The 18,799-nt window shown below is 37.9% G+C and carries 14 protein-coding genes and 1 pseudogene; 3 read left to right on the forward strand and 12 right to left on the reverse strand.

Annotated features, from left to right (window positions below; genetic code table 11):
• Positions 1 to 36: 36 nt before the first annotated feature.
• Together dnaE and GY23_RS15205 are read right to left on the reverse strand one after the other, a co-directional pair.
• Complete coding sequence (dnaE, locus tag GY23_RS15200; protein WP_075620057.1) at positions 37 to 3,117, reverse strand: DNA polymerase III subunit alpha; 3,081 nt, start codon at positions 3,115 to 3,117, stop codon at positions 37 to 39.
• Between the two features lie 20 nt (positions 3,118 to 3,137).
• Positions 3,138 to 4,073 (reverse strand): DHH family phosphoesterase, encoded by a 936-nt coding sequence (locus GY23_RS15205; protein WP_075620058.1) that lies wholly within the window; start codon positions 4,071 to 4,073, stop codon positions 3,138 to 3,140.
• Between the two features lie 94 nt (positions 4,074 to 4,167).
• Here GY23_RS15205 and GY23_RS15210 point away from each other — a divergent pair, with 94 nt between their 5' ends.
• A complete protein-coding gene (locus GY23_RS15210; protein WP_075620059.1) occupies positions 4,168 to 4,476 on the forward strand; it encodes a YtpI family protein in 309 nt (102 codons plus the stop codon).
• 138 nt (positions 4,477 to 4,614) lie between these two features.
• Here GY23_RS15210 and GY23_RS15215 read toward each other — a convergent pair.
• Together GY23_RS15215 and GY23_RS15220 are read right to left on the reverse strand one after the other, a co-directional pair.
• Positions 4,615 to 5,921: pseudogene (locus GY23_RS15215) on the reverse strand (DRTGG domain-containing protein).
• Positions 5,922 to 6,035: 114 nt separating this feature from the next.
• Complete coding sequence (locus GY23_RS15220) at positions 6,036 to 6,716, reverse strand: metal-dependent hydrolase (protein ID WP_075620060.1); 681 nt, start codon at positions 6,714 to 6,716, stop codon at positions 6,036 to 6,038.
• Positions 6,717 to 6,813: 97 nt separating this feature from the next.
• Between GY23_RS15220 and GY23_RS15225 the strand changes: the two genes are divergently transcribed.
• Positions 6,814 to 7,914 carry a M24 family metallopeptidase gene (locus GY23_RS15225; RefSeq protein WP_075620061.1) on the forward strand — a complete coding sequence of 367 codons (1,101 nt, stop codon included), beginning with the start codon at positions 6,814 to 6,816 and terminating at the stop codon, positions 7,912 to 7,914.
• A gap of 180 nt (positions 7,915 to 8,094) precedes the next feature.
• Here GY23_RS15225 and ald read toward each other — a convergent pair whose 3' ends face one another.
• Complete coding sequence (gene ald, locus GY23_RS15230; protein WP_075620062.1) at positions 8,095 to 9,210, reverse strand: alanine dehydrogenase; 1,116 nt, start codon at positions 9,208 to 9,210, stop codon at positions 8,095 to 8,097.
• Between the two features lie 489 nt (positions 9,211 to 9,699).
• Between ald and GY23_RS15235 the strand changes: the two genes are divergently transcribed.
• Positions 9,700 to 10,149, forward strand: coding sequence for a universal stress protein (locus tag GY23_RS15235; RefSeq protein ID WP_075620063.1), 450 nt, complete (start codon positions 9,700 to 9,702; stop codon positions 10,147 to 10,149).
• A gap of 98 nt (positions 10,150 to 10,247) precedes the next feature.
• Here the strand turns inward: GY23_RS15235 and GY23_RS15240 are convergent, their stop codons facing one another.
• From GY23_RS15240 to mbcS, 7 genes are all read right to left on the reverse strand, one after another.
• Positions 10,248 to 11,924 (reverse strand): DUF4855 domain-containing protein, encoded by a 1,677-nt coding sequence (locus GY23_RS15240; protein ID WP_075620064.1) that lies wholly within the window; start codon positions 11,922 to 11,924, stop codon positions 10,248 to 10,250.
• A 593-nt stretch (positions 11,925 to 12,517) separates the two neighbouring features.
• On the reverse strand, positions 12,518 to 13,450 hold the full coding sequence (locus GY23_RS15245) for a class I SAM-dependent methyltransferase (protein WP_075620065.1): 933 nt from the start codon (positions 13,448 to 13,450) through the stop codon (positions 12,518 to 12,520).
• 97 nt (positions 13,451 to 13,547) lie between these two features.
• The gene (gene tpx / locus GY23_RS15250; RefSeq protein ID WP_075620066.1) at positions 13,548 to 14,063 is read right to left on the reverse strand and encodes a thiol peroxidase; all 516 of its coding nucleotides are present in this window, start codon (positions 14,061 to 14,063) and stop codon (positions 13,548 to 13,550) included.
• A gap of 92 nt (positions 14,064 to 14,155) precedes the next feature.
• A complete protein-coding gene (locus tag GY23_RS15255; protein WP_075620067.1) occupies positions 14,156 to 14,749 on the reverse strand; it encodes an RDD family protein in 594 nt (197 codons plus the stop codon).
• 13 nt (positions 14,750 to 14,762) lie between these two features.
• Positions 14,763 to 15,776: a signal peptide peptidase SppA gene (gene sppA / locus GY23_RS15260; RefSeq protein ID WP_075620068.1), complete on the reverse strand. Its 1,014-nt coding sequence runs from the start codon at positions 15,774 to 15,776 to the stop codon at positions 14,763 to 14,765.
• A gap of 339 nt (positions 15,777 to 16,115) precedes the next feature.
• Positions 16,116 to 17,027, reverse strand: a complete 912-nt coding sequence (gene rarD / locus GY23_RS15265) for an EamA family transporter RarD (protein WP_075620069.1) — start codon at positions 17,025 to 17,027, stop codon at positions 16,116 to 16,118.
• 127 nt (positions 17,028 to 17,154) lie between these two features.
• A complete protein-coding gene (mbcS, locus tag GY23_RS15270; protein WP_075620070.1) occupies positions 17,155 to 18,729 on the reverse strand; it encodes an acyl-CoA synthetase MbcS in 1,575 nt (524 codons plus the stop codon).
• Between the last annotated feature and the right edge of the window lie 70 nt (positions 18,730 to 18,799).

Genomic DNA, 18,799 nt, shown 5'->3' on the forward strand with positions numbered 1-18,799 from the left:
AATAAAAAACGACCCAAAATCAGACATCTTGGATCGTTACTTCGACAATGCTTTACTATCTTTGACAATGATTTGTACTTTCCCTTGTCTCCATTCAACTGTACCCTCTACTTTAATCACATTTTTTTCTTTTAAATGTAGATTGTGATGGGCATAATCTTTCGGGAAAAAGGTACATGAAACATCTGACGTCTCATCATGGATTGTAACAAAGGCCATCGATTCACCTTTTTTTGTGCGAATTCGATGTATTTCTTCAATCATCCCGACAATCATGACAGAATCTCCACTTTTACTATATTGGATTTCTTGAATCGGTTTCGAATGGAGCTGAAGCTCTTTTTTAAAACGCTCAACAGGATGACTTGATATATACATCCCAAGCGATTCTAATTCGAATTGTAATTTTATCATTTCAGGCATGTCGCTATTTTTCACATACTTCGGTTTACCGAACGAATGGACATCTCCATCAAATAAATCTTGTTCTACGTTTGGTCTTACCAGTTCTGCATAGTTAACTGCTGCATCCAGTGTAGCAAGCAAGGTTGCACGATCCTGATCAAACTGATCCAATGCACCAGCTTTGATTAATGGTTCAATTTGTTTACGTGAAAATTGTTCCGCAGATAAACTAGCTGCTAGTTCAAAGAGATCTTGCCAAATCGGTTGTACTTGCTTGCGGTTTTCCATTAACTTCTTTAAAAACACATTGGACACGCCTTTTACAGCGGATAATCCAAAACGAATGGCCCCATTCTCGACGTGAAAAGTTAAACCACTCTTATGTATAGATGGGGGTAAAAGAGTGATGTTGCGTTGCTTTAACTCTTGAATTAAACGCATTATTTTTTCTTGATTACCAATTGCACCAGTTAATAGAGAAGCATAGAAATAGGCTGGATATTGAACTTTTAAATAGGCCATTTGATACGAAATCAAGCTGTATGCCACGGCATGACTTTTTGGGAATCCATAGTCTGCAAACCGAACGATTAAATCATATACATCATTTGCTTCTTGTTTTGAAAAATGATTGTGCTGTGCACTGACTACAAAGTGTTGTCGTTGTTCATCCAGCACTTGACGATTTTTCTTACTCACTGCACGTCTCAAAATGTCCGATTCGCCGAAAGTAAAACCAGCCATTGTAGAAGCGATTTGCATAATTTGTTCTTGGTAGACAATTACGCCATATGTTTCTTTTAAAATCGGTTCAAGTATCGGATGCAAGTAAACCGTTTGTTCTTCTTGATGTTTTCTACGTTTATACGTTGGTATATTATCCATTGGACCTGGTCGGTACAAAGCGTTCACTGCCACAATATCTAGAAAGTGGGTTGGTTTGATATCGCGTAAAGCCTGTCGCATTCCGTCAGATTCTAATTGGAATACACCGGTTGTCTCTCCTTGCTGTAGGAGTATAAACGTGTCTTCATGGTGAAGAGGGATCTTCTCAAAATCCAACCATTTTTTTTGGTCATGCCAGATCATTGTGCGAATTCTTTCAAGGATTGTTAAATTACGCAACCCCAAAAAATCCATCTTCAAAAGACCACTTTGTTCTACTTCCTTCATTGGCCACTGGGTTAGATAAATGCCTTCTTGACCTTCTTCTATAGGTAAAAGTTCGACTAACGGCACCGGTGATAAAACAATTCCAGCTGCATGTGTAGACGAGTTTCGAGGCAACCCTTCTAGTTGTTTCACGACATCGAACCACTTCTGATGAAGTTCGTCCAATTCAATCCATTTTTTCAAGTTGACTGAACTTTTCACCGCTTCTTCAAACGACATTCCAGGCTTATTCGGCAATTGTTTTGAAATCATTTCAAGAACTGAACTATCAAATCCAAATACACGCGCCACATCTCTAGCTGCAGCTTTTGAAGACAACGTCCCATACGTGACAATCTGCGCAACATGCGCTTGTCCATATTTTTGAGCTACGTATTGAATCACTTCTTGTCTACGATGATCTGCGAAATCAATATCGATATCGGGCATTGATACTCGATTGGGATTTAAGAAACGCTCAAACAATAAGCCGAATTGCAATGGATCGACATGTGTAATGAATAAGGAATAAGCAACCAGCGAGCTTGCAGAAGAACCACGCCCGGGACCAGTCAATATTAAGCGTTTTTTTGCATATTCCATAAAATCTGCCACAATCAGAAAATAGTCTGCATAGCCCATTTTAATAATAACTTGTAGCTCCATTTCCAGCCGTTTCAAATAGGCATCATCCACATATGCTAATCGGATTTCAAGTCCTGCTAGACATTTTTCTCTTAACACATCTTCTGTTTGAACATTTTCTGGTAATGGGAATTTTGGCATATGAAGTTGATTGGTAGTTAATTCAACGTGACAGCTTAGCAACAGCTTTTCAGCTTCATCAAGCCATTCGGGACGGTCAGCGAACCATTCAATCCATTGTTGGCGAGTAGGCAAATAGAAGTGCTCATGCACAGGTTTTTGCCGATGTTTGTCTTGTAGTTTTACTCCATTGGAAATCGCTTGAGCCACTTCAAAGGCAAACGCATCTGATGCACTCAGATAGTTTGCTTGATGAGTCGCTATAATTTGAATTCTTTTATGTTCACACAGGAGGATGAATTCATTTTCTAGATCTGCTACAACTCCACCAGGTCGTTCCACCCCAGCATAAAGATTTGCTCCTAAGCACTGTTGCAACATATCCAGCACATTTGCTGCTTCTTCGCTCGTTGTTAACTTTGTTAAGGTAACCACTGCAAGACAATCTTTTTTATATGCATGTAACCATTTAATGGGCAACGAAGAAAGTGATTTCACTTCTAATGCACTACTAATCTTTAATAGATTTTGATATCCTTGATTAGATTGAGCATACAATTGAACACTGACGATTACACCTTCAGTCAATTCAACTTTGCATGATAATCCAATCACCGGGTGAAGACCTGCTTTTTTTACCGATTGATAAAAAGGTAAGACGCCATATAAGCGTTGGTTAGTGATTGCCACAGCTGTAGCTTGTTGTTGTTGAAGGAAAGGAATCAATGCTTCCAATCGAATCGTACTATTGAGTAAATCAGCTGATGTACCTACTTGTGGATAGACAGAATTCATCGACCCTTCCCCCTTTCAACTTACTGACATATTTTTATAAGTTTTGAGATAACTTCGTCTGCTGCATCCCATGTGTAAACGGAAGCTCCTGAAGCGAGCGGGTGTCCTCCTCCGCCATATTCTTTGGCTAATTCATTTATGATCGGTCCTTTTGAGCGTAATCTTACCCGAATTTGGTCCTCTTCTTCAATGAAGAAAATCCATGCTTGTATTCCCTTTACATTTCCAAGAGAACCAACTAATAGAGAAGTTTCGCTTGCAGTTACACCATATTCCCTCAATACTGCTAATGGTAATTTCACATATGCAGCACCATTTTCATCTATGACGAACTGTTGATAGATATGGCCTTGTAAATTCAATAAATTGCGTTCGACTTCATACATGCCATTAAATAATTCTGTACGATTGAAATCATATTTAATTAGATCTCCAGCCGTATCAAATGTTTTTTGACTTGTACTTTGGAACATGAACCGCCCAGTATCTCCTACTATGCCCGCAAATAAAAGACGTGCAGCCGCGTCAGACATTTGCCAGTTGGCACTCAATTTGCCTTCTTCGAACAATTCATAAATCATTTCACTTGTAGAACTTGCCTCTGTATTTACCCATGTTAAATCTCCATATGCATCATCATTCGGGTGATGATCAATCTTAATTAAAAAAGCGCCTGACTTATAACGTTGATCGTCTATACGATCTGTATTTGCTGTATCTGTCACGATGACAAGTGCACCTTTAAATTGTTCATCTCGAACTGTATCCGGTTGAGCTAAAAAGGTTAATGTCTCATCATGTTCACCGATTGCGAAAATTTGTTTATCGGGATAGTTTTCTTGGAGTATTTCTTTTAAACCGATGGCAGACCCGTAGGCATCTGGATCTGGTCGTACATGTCGATGAATTATAATTGTTTCGTACGCGGATATTATGTCAATGATTTGTCGTTTCATGATATTTCCTCCTACCTTTAATGATTACTATTCGCAATTCTGTAAAAATGTCGATACAATAATGACAGTGTCACTTTTTAACAGGAGGTTTACGATGATAAATGCAGTATTAGTTTTATTAATAGTAGTATCGTTCGTGTTTTATTTTTATTTTAAAACCAAACAATTTCGAAATGATTTGCCAATCGCTAAGAAATGGTATGCGAACCGTGCTTTAGTAGCACTTGGTTGTTTATTGTTTTTCTTCGGTCTAAACCAAATATCGCTATTCCAATCAACATTGACATATGTTGTTTCAGGATTGTTTATTGTTCTTGGATTAATCACAATGATCACTTACTTCCGTGTAGCCAAACATTATGGTCAATTTGTTGAAGAAGAATTCCATTTAAACCAAAAGTGATGCTTCCGGGCATCATTTTTTTATTTTTTGCAATGTTAAATCCTATTTTACATATTCTTCAAAACTGCCCCACTTTCTAACGAAACAGCGATGCAACATTGAGTGAAAATCATCAGTAAAAATTACCCGGATTTTTCTTTAGCGTTCTAACAACTGGAACATAATCAAGGCTTTGCCAACTAATGTTGTCCCATGAAACACATCAAACTCCATTTTGACGAACTTCCGGCTCATGTCTAAAATACGGGGTCGCACTGTCAACACACTGTCCATTTGAACAGGTTTAATAAAGTAAATGGTCATATTTTCAGCTACACTATCTCCACGTTTTCGGCTTTTCATTGCGTAATTTCCCGCTTCAGTTAAAAGCGTGGTAAACGCTCCATATGAGATGGCACCAAATTGATTCGTCATTTGAGGCGTTACTGTGAATTCCACCGCTAGTTCATCTTCATGCAATACTTTCATCTGGTTTTTGACAATATCATCAATTGTTTCCCCATGTTGAGGCTGCCTTTGAGCTAATTGTAATGCTTTTAAGACATCTTGACGACTGATGATTCCTTTAAGAATTCCATGATCATTGACAACTGGCATCAAATCAATGCCTTCCCAGATCATACGGTGACCTGCAGTTGCTACACTTGTTTTCATTGTGACAGTGATTGGATTCTTAGTCATGACCTTTTCAATTGAGTCACTATGTTCTTTGCCAATGACATCTCTTGCCGTAACAATTCCTGCAATTTTTTGGTTAGCATCAATTACCGGAAAAGCCCCATGCGTCGTCTGGGCATTTTTTTCATGATACGCTTTTACGCTCTCATGAGTAAGTAAAAAATCAGTATCTTGAAAAGGTACATAAATGTCCTCAATAAATAGGATTTCTTTCTTGATTAGTTGATCATAAATCGCTCGGTTAATCATCGTTGCAACCGTGAATGTGTCATAGCTTGTAGAAATAATCGGTAGTTCTAATTCATCAGCCACTTTTTTTAGAGACTCAGAAGTTTCGAATCCACCGGTTATCAAAACTGCAGCTCCCGCTTTTAACGCCGTAAGATGGGCTTTCGATCGATTTCCAACGATCAATAAACTACCTGCATCCGTATAGCGCATCATATCATCCAATTGCATAGCGCCAATCACGAATTTGGTTAATGTTTTATGAAGTCCACTTTTTCCACCAAGAACTTGACCATCCACAATATTTACAACTTCTGCAAAAGTTAACCTTTCGATATTTTCCTTTTTTTCTTTTCGATACGTATGGTTCCAACACGCTCAATGGTGCTTACATATCGCTGTGACTCAGCTTCTTTTATTGCCCGATACGCTGTCCCTTCGCTGACTTGCAATTCCTTTGCAATTCTTCGTACAGATATCTTATCACCAACCGGTAAAGACTCAATATATAGTAAAATTTGCTCGTGTTTTGTAGCCAAATGATCACCTATTTCCCAAACAATCGTTCTATTCTAAGTGTATCATAAACTTTTCTTCTACTAACAATAAAACACACGGAAAGTCATGGACATTCCGTGTGTTTTATTGTTAGTTTAGATTTCAAGCCCTTCGCCCGCTTTTAATACATGAACTGTTGTCCCAGTAACTAAATCCTTGAAATCTAGTGGATCTTTTTCGATCGGCGGGAAAGTATTGAAATGAACCGGGACGACCGCTTGCGGTTTCAAAAGTTCGACTGCATAAGCGGCGTCTTCAATGCCCATTGTAAAATTATCACCAATAGGTAGGAAAGCCAGATCGATTGGATGACGTTCCCCGATTAACTTCATGTCACCAAACAGGGCAGTATCCCCGGCATGATAAATGGTTTTTCCTTCTGCTGTAAATAAAATTCCTGCTGGCATCCCTGTGTAAATTATTTCATTGTCTTTGGTCTCAAAAGAAGAACCATGAAACGCTTGCGTGAATTTGACTCTACCAAATTCAAATTGTCTTGCACCACCAATATGCATTGGATGTGTTCTAACGCCTTGTCCCCCAATTAAGTTGGCCAGTTCGAACGGTGCGATGACGAGTGCATCACAAGCCTTCGCAATCTCGACCGTGTCGCCAACATGATCATTATGTCCATGAGTTAACAAGATCACATCCGGTTTTTCGTTCTCTACTACTAAATCAGTTAATTTATTTCCATTAATAAATGGGTCAATCAAGATGGTATAGTTATTGGTTTTAATTTTAACAACTGAATGACCATGAAATGAAACATACATATTTATCCCCTCCTTACATTTTCTTATTCGATAACAATGTCGATTCTCCTGTTTTTTGATATGCTATATAAGTGAAAGTTAGAAAAGGAGTGTTTTTATGAGTAAAATCAATCAAATCTCTACGTATTTAAAAGAACACAATTTGGATGCAGCGTTTATTACAACTCCAGACAATGTGTTTTATGTTTCAGGATTCCGAAGCAATCCCCATGAGCGTTTACTCGGCGTCGTCATCTTTCAGGATGCAACACCCCTTTTAATCTGCCCTAAAATGGAAGTCCCGGATGTAAAATCGACTGGATGGTCATCTGATATTGTAGGTCATCAAGATACAGATAACCCATGGCATTTATTAAAACAAGCCATTGAAGAAAAAGGAATTCAAATTGGTCAACTAGCGATTGAAAAATCACATATGACGGTTGAACGATTGGAAGCTCTTCAAGAACTGTTCCCTCAATCATCATTTACACGTCTTGATGACCAGTTAAATGCGATGCGGGTTGTAAAAGATGGACGTGAACTGGACATCCTTCGTAAAGCGGCATCATATGCAGATTATGCGATTGAAGTTGGCGTGAGTGAGATTGCAGAAGGCAAAACCGAACTAGAAATATTGACTGCAATTGAACTTGCTATGAAGAAAAAAGGAATCTCGCATATGTCGTTTGACACAATGGTACTAAGTGGTCCGAAGACGGCATCCCCACATGGTAAACCAGGCGATCGTAAAATACAAAAAGGTGATTTTGTGTTATTCGATTTAGGTGTTATATACGAAGGATACTGTTCTGATATAACTCGCACTGTATCATTTGGAGAGCCATCTGATGTACAAAAAGAAGTATACGAAACGGTTCGTAAAGCAGAACAAGCTGCTGTTGATGCTGTAAAACCTGGTGTTCGCGCCATGGATTTAGACAAAATTGCACGTGACGTGATTACAGAGGCGGGATACGGTGAATTCTTTACGCATCGATTAGGTCACGGTCTTGGGATTTCAGTTCATGAATTCCCTTCTGTAACAGGGACCAATGAAATGGAATTAAGTGAAGGTATGGTCTTTACGATTGAACCAGGAATTTATGATCCAAGTATTACGGGCGTACGCATTGAGGACGACGTGGTAGTAACAAAAGATGGTGTTGAAGTGTTGACTAAATACCCGAAAGAATTGATTATCGTTCCTACAGTTTAATTTGAAAAGGGGTATTCTCTACGGAGGATATCCTTTTTTTGCGTTAATCCTAATAAATTGTTGTTTAATCGGCATTTACCGTATTTTAATCCGTTTCACCCAGCCTATTCCATTGATGCACTTTAAATTGCAAACAAAAAACCCCTTCTCACCAAAATGGCAAAAAGGAGTCGAAAATAATTAAGATAATAGTTGTTCAGCTGGTACGTATTCAAGTCCTTGCGCTTCAGCAACTGCTTTAAAAGTGACGTGACCTTGTAATGTGTTGAGACCTTTTTGAAGGGCCATATTATCTAGACAAGCTTGTACGTAGCCTTTATTAGCAATTTGCACCGCATATGGAACTGTTGCATTTGTTAATGCCATTGTCGATGTACGTGGTACTGCGCCAGGCATGTTTGCTACAGCGTAATGAACCACACCGTGTTTAACGTATGTTGGATTATCATGTGTTGTAATCGTATCTGAGCTCTCGAAAATTCCGCCTTGATCGATGGCGATATCTACGACAACTGAACCCGGTTTCATTGATTTGATCATATCTTCAGTGATTAGTTTTGGTGCCTTCGCTCCAGGAATAAGCACTGCTCCAATAACTAAATCGGAATCTTTAACTGACTCAGCAATGTTGAATGGATTTGAAATTAAAGTTTGTACATCGCGTCCAAATAAATCCTCTAATTGACGCAGACGATCAGCACTTAAATCGATGACTGTCACATCAGCTCCCATACCTATTGCTACACGTGCAGCGTTTGTTCCAGCGATACCACCACCAACAATGGTAACTTTACCACGTGATACTCCAGGTACGCCTCCAAGTAAAATCCCCATACCACCATGGATTTTTTCTAGGAATTGTGCACCAATTTGAGTAGACATACGACCAGCTACTTCACTCATCGGTGTTAGTAATGGGAGTGAATTGTTTGGAAGTTGAACTGTTTCGTATGCAAGTCCAACCACTTTATTCTCCACAAGTGCTTTTGTTAACTCTGGTTCTGGAGCTAAATGTAAATAAGTAAACAAGATCAATCCTTCACGGAAATATCCATATTCTGAAGAAATTGGTTCTTTGACTTTCATCACCATATCTTGAGCCCATGCTTCAGTAGCTGTCTCAACTATTACTGCACCTGCTGTTGCATAATCTTCATCTGTGAAACCAGAACCAAGACCTGCCCCAGTTTCGATAAATACTTCATGACCAAATAGTGATAAACTCACGACGCCAGCTGGAGTCATAGCAACTCTGTTTTCATTGTTTTTAATTTCTCTTGGCACTCCAATTTTCATTGAAAAACCCTCCTAAGTGGAATATAGTATGTAATTTAATCAGATGAACGGACATTTGTAGAATTGTTCAAAGCAAATCCATTCTATCAGAAAAAATTGAAAATGGCTTTAAAAATATTCAACAAAAATATTCAATAGATTACTTTGACATTTGAATGATGAGAAAAACAAAAAGGCTTGAATTCAGAAAAGAAATCACATTTGTGTAAACTGGTTGCTTTAGTTTGCTTAACACTTGGTCAATTTAAGGAAGAATTAAAAGTGCTCTAGTTTTCGGTTCGATCGGTGTCATCCTAAGTTGTTTCCCAACAACAGAATTTTCACCTGGGATAATGATATTCATGTCCAGTTCAAATTTTTTACCTGTTACAAAAAAGGATATGTCACAAAGTAGACGAATTTTGTCGAAGATATATAGGAAATAGGCAGGACTTATCGTGTCTATACCGAATTATACTAACAAGAGACAAAATTGAAGGAGGAATTTATATGACACTTTCATACAACCATATACTAGTTGCAGTTGACGGTTCTAAAGAAGCTGAGTGGGCATTTAAAAAATCAATTGGAGTTGCTTTAAGAAATGATGCGACATTGAATCTCGTGAACATTATTGACACACGCTCATTTGCCGCCATCGAAGCCTATGATCGGTCAATCGCAAATCGTGCACAGGCTTTTGCAGAAGATTTACTTGGTCGCTATAAGAAAGAAGCGGAAGCTGCAGGCTTAACAAAAGTAAATGTGATCGTTGAATACGGTTCTCCAAAATCGATAATCCCTAAAGATTTGGCTACAAAAACGGAAGCAGATTTAATTATTTGTGGTGCTACTGGTTTGAGTACGGTTGAACGTTTCTTAATAGGTAGCGTATCAGGACATATCGTGCGTGCTGCAAAGTGTGACGTACTTGTTGTTCGAACAGAAGAACATGAGTAAGTAACAAAGAACCATCCATAAATTTTATCAACAACAAAAAACCCGTTCAATTGGCAAACACCATTGAGCGGGTTTTCTTTAGGTGATGTTGCTTTTACTTAGTTCAAAATTTCATAAAGCTCTTTGTATAACTGATTGTATGTTTCATTTTTGTAAGTTGCCATCCGGTTCACGATGTCCGTTCCTTGATACATAATCAAGCTTTGTCCAGTTAGTCTGTATACGTTGGCCATTTCTAAATAAGCTCTGAAGTTTACAGCACCTGCTGCAATTTGATGTGGTGCATACGAATCAATTTCAATATTAATTCCGCTGCCATAAACTTGCGCTCGTAAAAACGCTTTGTGTAAACGTGCATCTCTGTCTGTCAGTCCCAACCGAAACGTATTCGGTTGCAAATAAGCTGCATCAAACCCGTATGTTTTCCATTTTTCAAAATTTGTTGAAGTGGAATGGGGTGAGTAAATAAAGGTTTTGCCTATCTTGTGAATGGCATCTGCGGTTTGTTCAACAAGCTGTTCATCTTCTAGAGAAATGACTGTCTCATTCAGCCAATAGTATCCTTTAAAGTTTAAGTTCGTGTACCCTGCTGATTTCCATTTGCTTTCGACTTGCAGTCGATACCAATCAATGAGTTTTTTGCGTTCCGCTAATGTATTTTTCACCTTTTGTCCGTTTGGCAGGATGATTGCTTCACTGCGTTTGGGATAAGGAATCGAAATATAAACATTTGGTTTTTTGCCAAGCTCTTTTGCATCTTGATTCAATACGTGAAGTACACCGTCTTTGGCAAAGGTAATATCCGCATACCATATAAACTCATTGTAATTCGCCTTATTTTTAGTTGTTTCTGCAAATTCACCATCGTTGCTGTATTTACGCCCGACAATCAAAAATGAATCAAACATCTTGCCAGTATATTGATCATTTTGTTTATACGCTAAGTAAGGCTTAAAAAAATCAGCGCTGAATGATATTTCAGATTCTGCCCCATTATAGATAATTACCCCGTTTTTGATTCCTGATTTTGTCATGGGCTGAGGTTGCTGCGCGTATGTAATCAGTGAATTATTGACCGGATGTACGGTTGAACCAACTGTTTTAACCGCTTTGTTAATCGCATCCATTTCCTCTCGATGAACTGAAATGGTTTTCCCATCTTTTTTTACCGCATATTGTAGTGGTTCCCCATAAATCCGTGCTAAAAATGTTGAAAACTGTGCACGATTTACGTTAACTTCCGGCTTAAATGTCCCATCCTTATAGCCCGAGGTAATATCATTTGCAGCAATTGCGTCGATATATTTATAGTAACCATTGCTTTTGGGCACATCTTTAAAAGTAGATTCCCCTTCCCCTGTGTAACTGTAGGCAACTGAAATGACTCGAGCCATTTCCTTCCGGCTTAGTGCTTCATTTGGATTGAATTTATTTCCGGACAATGTAAATAACCCATTATTGACAGCGGCCATGATTTCATTGTAGCCGCCCATTGTCGGCTTCATATCTGAAGGCTTTACAGTAGGTTTTACTGGAGAAGACCATTTCAACGCACGAACAATCATGATTGCAGCATCTTTACGCGTTAATATTTTGAGGGGTTGAAACGTACCACCAGCGTAACCTTTTATCACTTGTTTATCAGTTAAAAACCGAATTTCATCATGGGCCCAGTGATCTCGAGGTACATCTTTAAACTGTGCTACCCCGACTTGATTAGGCAGTACAGCCGTAAATAATAAAATACTTAATAAGAGCAAACAAATTTTTTTCAATTTTTTCTCCTCCAACACAATTATCAGGACTATTATTACAACGTTTTTTCTAAAATGAGCTCACTTTAGAAAGAGGTGCGAATATATCTTTTAATTCTAAATAAAAATGCTCTGATAATCTATCCTAATGTTTATCGTACATTTGCACTAGCCGAATGAGGCAACAATGATGAGAATCACATACTTGGATCTCATTCTTCATGCTTTTGCGGCATTTAGGTGCAATAGCACGCTTTTATATTCATTTCAAAATCATCAGCATTATTTAAATTAGCCAAAAAAAGGCTGTTTAATAAGTCCCTAATCTTCCATAACCCGTATCGGCGATCACCGTTTTCGGGATTGGTAAACTTGACGCTGCTAGTTTCTTTAAGTAATTTCATGTTGTTGTCTATATTTATCCATGCGAGGTTTGAAGTTATCGCGAATCTTCGTTGTTTTATTAACACTTTATAGATTGTAGTGGAAAGCGTCCGCCTGCAACAGCAATCGATAGCGTCATTTTTATATGAAAAGAGGGCTGCCCTTAAAAGCCATTTTCTATGACTTTTGGGACAGCCCCATTTTTTGTTGGACATATGAATTTGCAATAATTAACTTTGTGTATTCTCTTGTCTCCAAATATTAACTTTTTCAAAGAACAATGACATAGCTTCTTTATTAGACATATTTGGAACTTTTGCAAGCAATACTTCTTTTGGTTGTTTAATTTCGCTTGATTTCTTTTGAAGGACAAGTAAGCTTTTAGCGTGTGCTTCATTTTTAAATAAGTTAACCGGCAATTGAATTACTGCATGAATCCATGCGTGGTTTGCAAAAAAAGCGTGTAAATCTTTTGCTTGGGGTGATTCAAAGATCCCCTGCGGCACTAGGAATACTAAATATCCCCCATCAACGGTGTGACGAAGTGATTGTTCAATCATTAAATGATGAGCAAACGACATGCCTTCTTTCGCTTTCAACTCGAATCCAGAAGCTGTCTTATCATCAGGGTAGTAACCAACCGGCAAATCACTTATAACAACATCAACTGGATCAATTAGTAATGGTTGCAAAGCATCTTGTCGATAAAGCGTGACAGGTTGTTGTAGTAAATCACCCGTAGATGCTGCTAAGCGGATTAGCATATCGTCAATTTCAACTGCTGAAGATGAGGCCTTATCTTGTAAAAAGTTTAAAACCGTAAACAACAAGTTTCCTGTTCCAACAGCGGGATCCAAGATGGTTACTTGCTGTTTGTCTTTTGTTAACTGTTCGACGAAATAACCAACAAGGAGACCCAACGAATCTGGTGTCATTTGATGATGAGCTTGGACATGTTCTTTCATGCCTTTTAATATGGCCAGTTGTATGGCTTTACGAATATCTTCTTTCTGAACGTTTTTGATGTCTGGCATTATGTCCCCATCAAGCCACATTTCAGTTGTTTCCAATACCCCTTCGATATAAGTTAAATCTTCTTCTGTTTGAATTTTCTTTGCGTTCTCATCGATAAATGTAAATAGTTGTTCCATAGAACTGTTCATTAATATACTCCTTTAATAGATTGCTCGAAAAGTCGCTGCTTTTGAACACTCATTTTAACTGGGAAACCCACTCAAAAATCGAGTGGGTTTCTAAGACTTATTTTTTTACTGATTTTGCTTCTTTGACAGCGGCAATTGCTTTTTCATAATTTGGGTGATCTGTTGCTTCTGGTACATATTCAACATATGTAACTTTATCATGACTATCCACAACGAAAATCGCACGTGCCAGTAAACGTAATTCTTGAATGGCTACCCCGTAAGCCTCACCAAAAGATAAGTCTCGGTGATCGGATACTGTTTTTACTGAGTCAATTCCAGCAGCTGCACACCAACGTTTTTGAGCAAATGGTAAATCATTAGAGACTGTAATAATTACTACGTCCTCGCCTAGTTCAGCAGCACTTTCATTGAACTTACGAGTTTGCGCGTCACAAACACCTGTATCTAAAGAAGGAACGACACTAAATAATCTTGTTTTGCCTTTTGAATCTTCAAGAGTAACCGCACTAAGATCATTTGCTAATACTGTGAAATCTGGTGCCTTGTCACCTACTTTTACTTCTTTGCCCAATAAGGTAACTGGATTTTTCTTAAAAGTGATTTGTACCATAATAACGCCTCCTTAGAATTAGTATAACATTTGTAGAGAATAGTTTTTACTTCCAGTGTCCAGCTCGTACTTCCGCTATTCTTATTATTTTACTAAAGCGTGTTCGGATGTTGCAACTCACTCGATTCAGAAATAGCTTGATAACTCGTGATAACTTTTTTTTCAAATGATTGTTCATGAATAACCATTGTATCCGCTATAAAATCGTGGAGACCTTGTTTTTTAGGTGTAAACCCGATAATCCAATACAACGGCCAAATCGTTGCTGAGAAAAACCGGCCAATCCACTCACGAAATATAATTGTCAACCATGAGAGGTCTTCGCTTTCCAATGCAATGACACGTAAACCAAAAATCATTTTGCCCACCGTTTGTTTAAAGAACTTCGTCATGAGGACGAAATAGACATAAAAAATGAATCCTGTTAAGAAACCGATTGGAGCATACCAAGTCGTTCCTTGCACATCCCAGTTGAAAATACGGAATAAGGGATAAATCACAATTGAAGTTAGTGATGAAATAACAACTAAATCAATTAAATAAGCCCATAATCGAATCCAAAATCCAGCTGGTTTATGGTTGAATTCATCAGTTGTTTGTACTGTGTAATTGAGCTTGTTAGGAGCGGTTTGGATTTCCGTTTCAACCGTTTCTACAGGTTCAGTTCTATCAAATTGATCGGTCATCTACGTTCTCTCCTCACTTCTCACCGTATAAGTACATCATACGCGGTGCGTTATAATCTGAAAGTAAACGGCCAATTAGTTGAGTTTCCACATCTCCACCAAATAGCGATTGCGTTTTCATTGAAAACAAACTTGTAAAGTCTTGTGTGTAGCCATATTCAATAACTTCAGCATCTTCTAACTTAAAGTCCTTGCGAACTGCCGCAATAACATCTTCTAAGTATCCATATTCATCTGCGAGACCTGCATCAATTGCTTGTCGACCATTCATAATTCGGCCGTCAGCTACTGCTTTCACTTCTGCTTCAGTCATGCCACGACCTTCTTCGATTATATCTACAAACGTTTCATACGACTCATTAATCATCTCTTGCAACATTGCGAGCTCATCTTTAGTCATCTCACGAGTTGGACTCATGATATCTTTATACGGACCCGTTTTAATGGTAACGAAATCAACACCATATTTTTCTGCTAATTTTCCATAGTTAACACTTTCCATAATGACACCAATTGAACCTGTCAGTGTTTCTTTATTCACGAAAATTTTATCTGCTGGTGCTGAAATATAGTACCCACCAGATGCGGCCATACTTCCCATTGATACATAGAAAGGTACGCCAACTTCATCTTGAACTTCTTTGATTTTGTCATAAATCTGCGCTGATTCCACTACTCCCCCACCTGGTGAATTCACTTGAAGCACAACAGCCTCAATGGAATCGTCTTCTTTGATCATTTCTAATTGATCCATGAAAAATTGGTGATTATAACCTGCATCACCAAAAAACGAACTCGCTCCACCAGTATCTTGAATTACACCATCTACAGTTAACACAGCGATTCGTTCAGACATATCACCGACCTCAAGAACAGTCTCGGTATAGCCACTCTCTGGCAAAGATAAAAGTTCTTCAAAACTTGATGTCCAGTTACTGCTGAACACAAATGAAGCTATATTTACTACAATTGACAAGCCAAACAAAAGGGCAGCTGCACCCAAAGCAATCCAACGTTTTGCATTCATTATGTATTTCCTCCTCTTTTAATTCTTAACGTAATAAGATTAGCATGTTGCCATGTTTTAATACACTTTAAATATAAGTAATGTTAATCTAACCTGTTATTTATCGTACATTTGCGTTGGTCGTAGAAAAGCCGTGCTATCTGCAAATGCACTCTTCCTTTTTCACTTCACTTTCAACAGCATTCTTTAATGTATCCAGAATATAAAGCATTAGCAATTAGCCATTCTTTATTTTACAGGATAAATTCGAATTCAACCCACCTATATGTTGTTTTACAGGGAATTATTGCTCATGAATTAGATATAAAAAGCAGACGAGTTTTCGTCCTCGTCTGCTTTTTAAAGTTCTACTAGCCTTCGTTTTTTTTCACGTGATCCGAATACCTTTGACACAGTAAAAATAATCAGAGATATCCAAATTAGCGAGAATGATAATAAATCAATCGGTTTAAATGTCTCCTCATAAATAACGACACCTAAAAACAACATGCACGTTGGTGCTATATATTGTAAGAAGCCGACTAAATATAACGGGAGTTTTTGTGCACCTTTTGCAAAAAGCAATAATGGGATAGCTGTTGCAGCTCCAGTTAAAATAAGCAGGATAACAGTTTGAAGTGAACTATCGAATATGACAGCACGGTCTGTGAAAATTAAATAGATATAATAAATCATTGCAAACGGTAGAATAAATAAAGTTTCAATTGCTAATCCTCTGAGTGCATCTAGTGGAATTGTTTTTTTCATCAATCCATATATGGCAAAGCTAATTGCTAATGTGAACGCCATCCACGGGAACCGGCCGTAAGATATGGTTAGAATAATAACGCCAATTGTTGCTAGCATAAACGCCAGCTTTTGGGCTGTCGTTAATTTTTCCTTTAAGAATATAATTCCGAGCACAACCGAAACCAATGGATTAATATAATAACCCAAGCTTGTTTCAACCATATGATTGTTATTTACTGCCCATATATATAAAAACCAATTTGCGGAAATCATGATTGATGCAGCAAACAAACTCCAAAATGCTTTTTGATTCTTCCACAGTGTTCGAATATCCGCTATTAATAGTTTACTATTTCTCATGAAAACGACAAATAACAATGTAAATACAAACGCCCACACAATACGGCTTGTTAATATTTCATCACTGGAAACATGATCTAACCATTTCCAGTAGATCGGTAATACACCCCAAATTACATAGGCACCAACTGCCCAAATAATTCCTTTTCGTTCTTCCAACATATCTTCACCTCATTTATTTTGACACTCGAAATATAGTTTATTATAGAGGCCTAATGAGGGAATGTAAACGACCAAAACTATTCTTATAAAACTTTTTACAAGTCTATAAGACTATTTAATTGCCATACTATTTAGTTATTTCCTGCATCCGAAGTTCAATACGACGTATTTTACCAGAAGCTGTTTTTGGCAACTCATCGATAAACGTTATGTCACGTGGATATTTATATGGTGCTGTTAATGCTTTCACATGTTCTTGTAGTTCTTTTACAAGTTCCGGTGAAGCGTTTGCAGCATCAGTTAATACAACATATGCTTTCACAATATGTCCACGAACTTCATCAGGACTACCAACTACTGCACATTCTTGTACTGCTGGGTGTTTTACTAAAGCATCTTCTACTTCAAACGGTCCAATGGTATAACCAGAGCTTATGATGATGTCATCACTGCGCCCTTCAAACCAGAAGTATCCTTCCTCATCTTTAGAAGCTTTATCTCCAGTAACATAGTAATTTCCTCTGAACTGCATGCTGGTACGTTCTGGATCTTTTAGATACGATTTAAATAACGCAGGTGTATCTACATGGACCGCAATATCGCCTACTTCCCCAGCCTTACAAATTTCACCGAACTCATTAATTACTTCCACTTGATTTCCAGGTGTAGGTTTACCCATTGAACCCGGACGCGCTTCCATGCCTTTCATCGTCCCAACTAATAAGGTGTTTTCTGTTTGACCATAACCGTCACGCACTTCTACGTCGAATTCTCTTCTAAACGTTTCAATCACTTCGCGATTTAAAGGTTCTCCCGCTGACACTGCACTGTGGAGTTCTGACAGATTATATACAGATAAGTCTTCAACCTTTGCCATAATGCGGTATTCTGTTGGTGTACAACATAATACATTTACTTGATATTGTTCAAGTAATTTCAAATATGTTTTCGGTTCAAATTTGCCATGATAAACGAAACCTGTAGCTCCACTGCCTAGCGTTGCTACGAAAGGACTCCATATCCATTTTTGCCATCCAGGACTTGCGGTTGCCCATACTACGTCTCCTTGTTGGATACCTAGCCAATGTTCAGCTGATGTACGTAAATGTGCATACGCCCAACCATGTGTATGTACAACACCTTTCGGATTTCCTGTCGTTCCGCTTGTATACGATAAGAATGCCATGTCAGTATTTTTCGTATCAGCATTTACATAGTCCTTGGAAGACTTCATAATTTCTTCAGTTAACGACGTCCATGAATCATCATTTGCTCGCCCAATCACAAACTGTTTAATGCCATTCAAGTTTTTCACTTGTTCAAATTGACTAATATATGGTTCATACGCTATCACTGCTTTTGCCTCACTGTGTTCTAACCGATAATCAATATCTTTTGAGCGTAACATTTCAGAACTTGGAATGACGACTAAACCTGCTTTTAAAGCTCCGATATATGTAATATACGATTCAATTAAACGTGGCACCATAACTAATACTACATCACCTTTATTTAAACCGGCATTAGTAAAGACATTTGCTGCTTGATTTGAAAGTTCGATTAAATTTTTATATGTAATTGATTTGGACTCTTCTTTGTCATTTTTCCATACAATCGCTAACCGTTTAGGGTCATCTGAATATTTTTCAAATTCTTGGACCAAGTTATAATTTGGTGGTGCTAATAAATCTTTACGTTGCATAAGTACGTATCCCCCTAGATGCCTATTTTAATTCTATAATTATTATACTAATACAATTCTGATTTTTCAA

This window comes from Paenisporosarcina indica, from assembly GCF_001939075.1.
Lineage (GTDB): Bacteria > Bacillota > Bacilli > Bacillales_A > Planococcaceae > Paenisporosarcina > Paenisporosarcina indica.

Coding starts and splice junctions, on each gene's coding strand:
- dnaE (WP_075620057.1), bottom strand. CDS start 3,117: ATGAATTCTGTCTATCCACAAGTAGGTACATCAGCTGATTTACTCAAT.
- GY23_RS15205 (WP_075620058.1), bottom strand. CDS start 4,073: ATGAAACGACAAATCATTGACATAATATCCGCGTACGAAACAATTATA.
- GY23_RS15210 (WP_075620059.1), top strand. CDS start 4,168: ATGATAAATGCAGTATTAGTTTTATTAATAGTAGTATCGTTCGTGTTT.
- GY23_RS15220 (WP_075620060.1), bottom strand. CDS start 6,716: ATGTATGTTTCATTTCATGGTCATTCAGTTGTTAAAATTAAAACCAAT.
- GY23_RS15225 (WP_075620061.1), top strand. CDS start 6,814: ATGAGTAAAATCAATCAAATCTCTACGTATTTAAAAGAACACAATTTG.
- ald (WP_075620062.1), bottom strand. CDS start 9,210: ATGAAAATTGGAGTGCCAAGAGAAATTAAAAACAATGAAAACAGAGTT.
- GY23_RS15235 (WP_075620063.1), top strand. CDS start 9,700: ATGACACTTTCATACAACCATATACTAGTTGCAGTTGACGGTTCTAAA.
- GY23_RS15245 (WP_075620065.1), bottom strand. CDS start 13,450: ATGAACAGTTCTATGGAACAACTATTTACATTTATCGATGAGAACGCA.
- tpx (WP_075620066.1), bottom strand. CDS start 14,063: ATGGTACAAATCACTTTTAAGAAAAATCCAGTTACCTTATTGGGCAAA.
- GY23_RS15255 (WP_075620067.1), bottom strand. CDS start 14,749: ATGACCGATCAATTTGATAGAACTGAACCTGTAGAAACGGTTGAAACG.
- sppA (WP_075620068.1), bottom strand. CDS start 15,776: ATGAATGCAAAACGTTGGATTGCTTTGGGTGCAGCTGCCCTTTTGTTT.
- rarD (WP_075620069.1), bottom strand. CDS start 17,027: ATGTTGGAAGAACGAAAAGGAATTATTTGGGCAGTTGGTGCCTATGTA.
- mbcS (WP_075620070.1), bottom strand. CDS start 18,729: ATGCAACGTAAAGATTTATTAGCACCACCAAATTATAACTTGGTCCAA.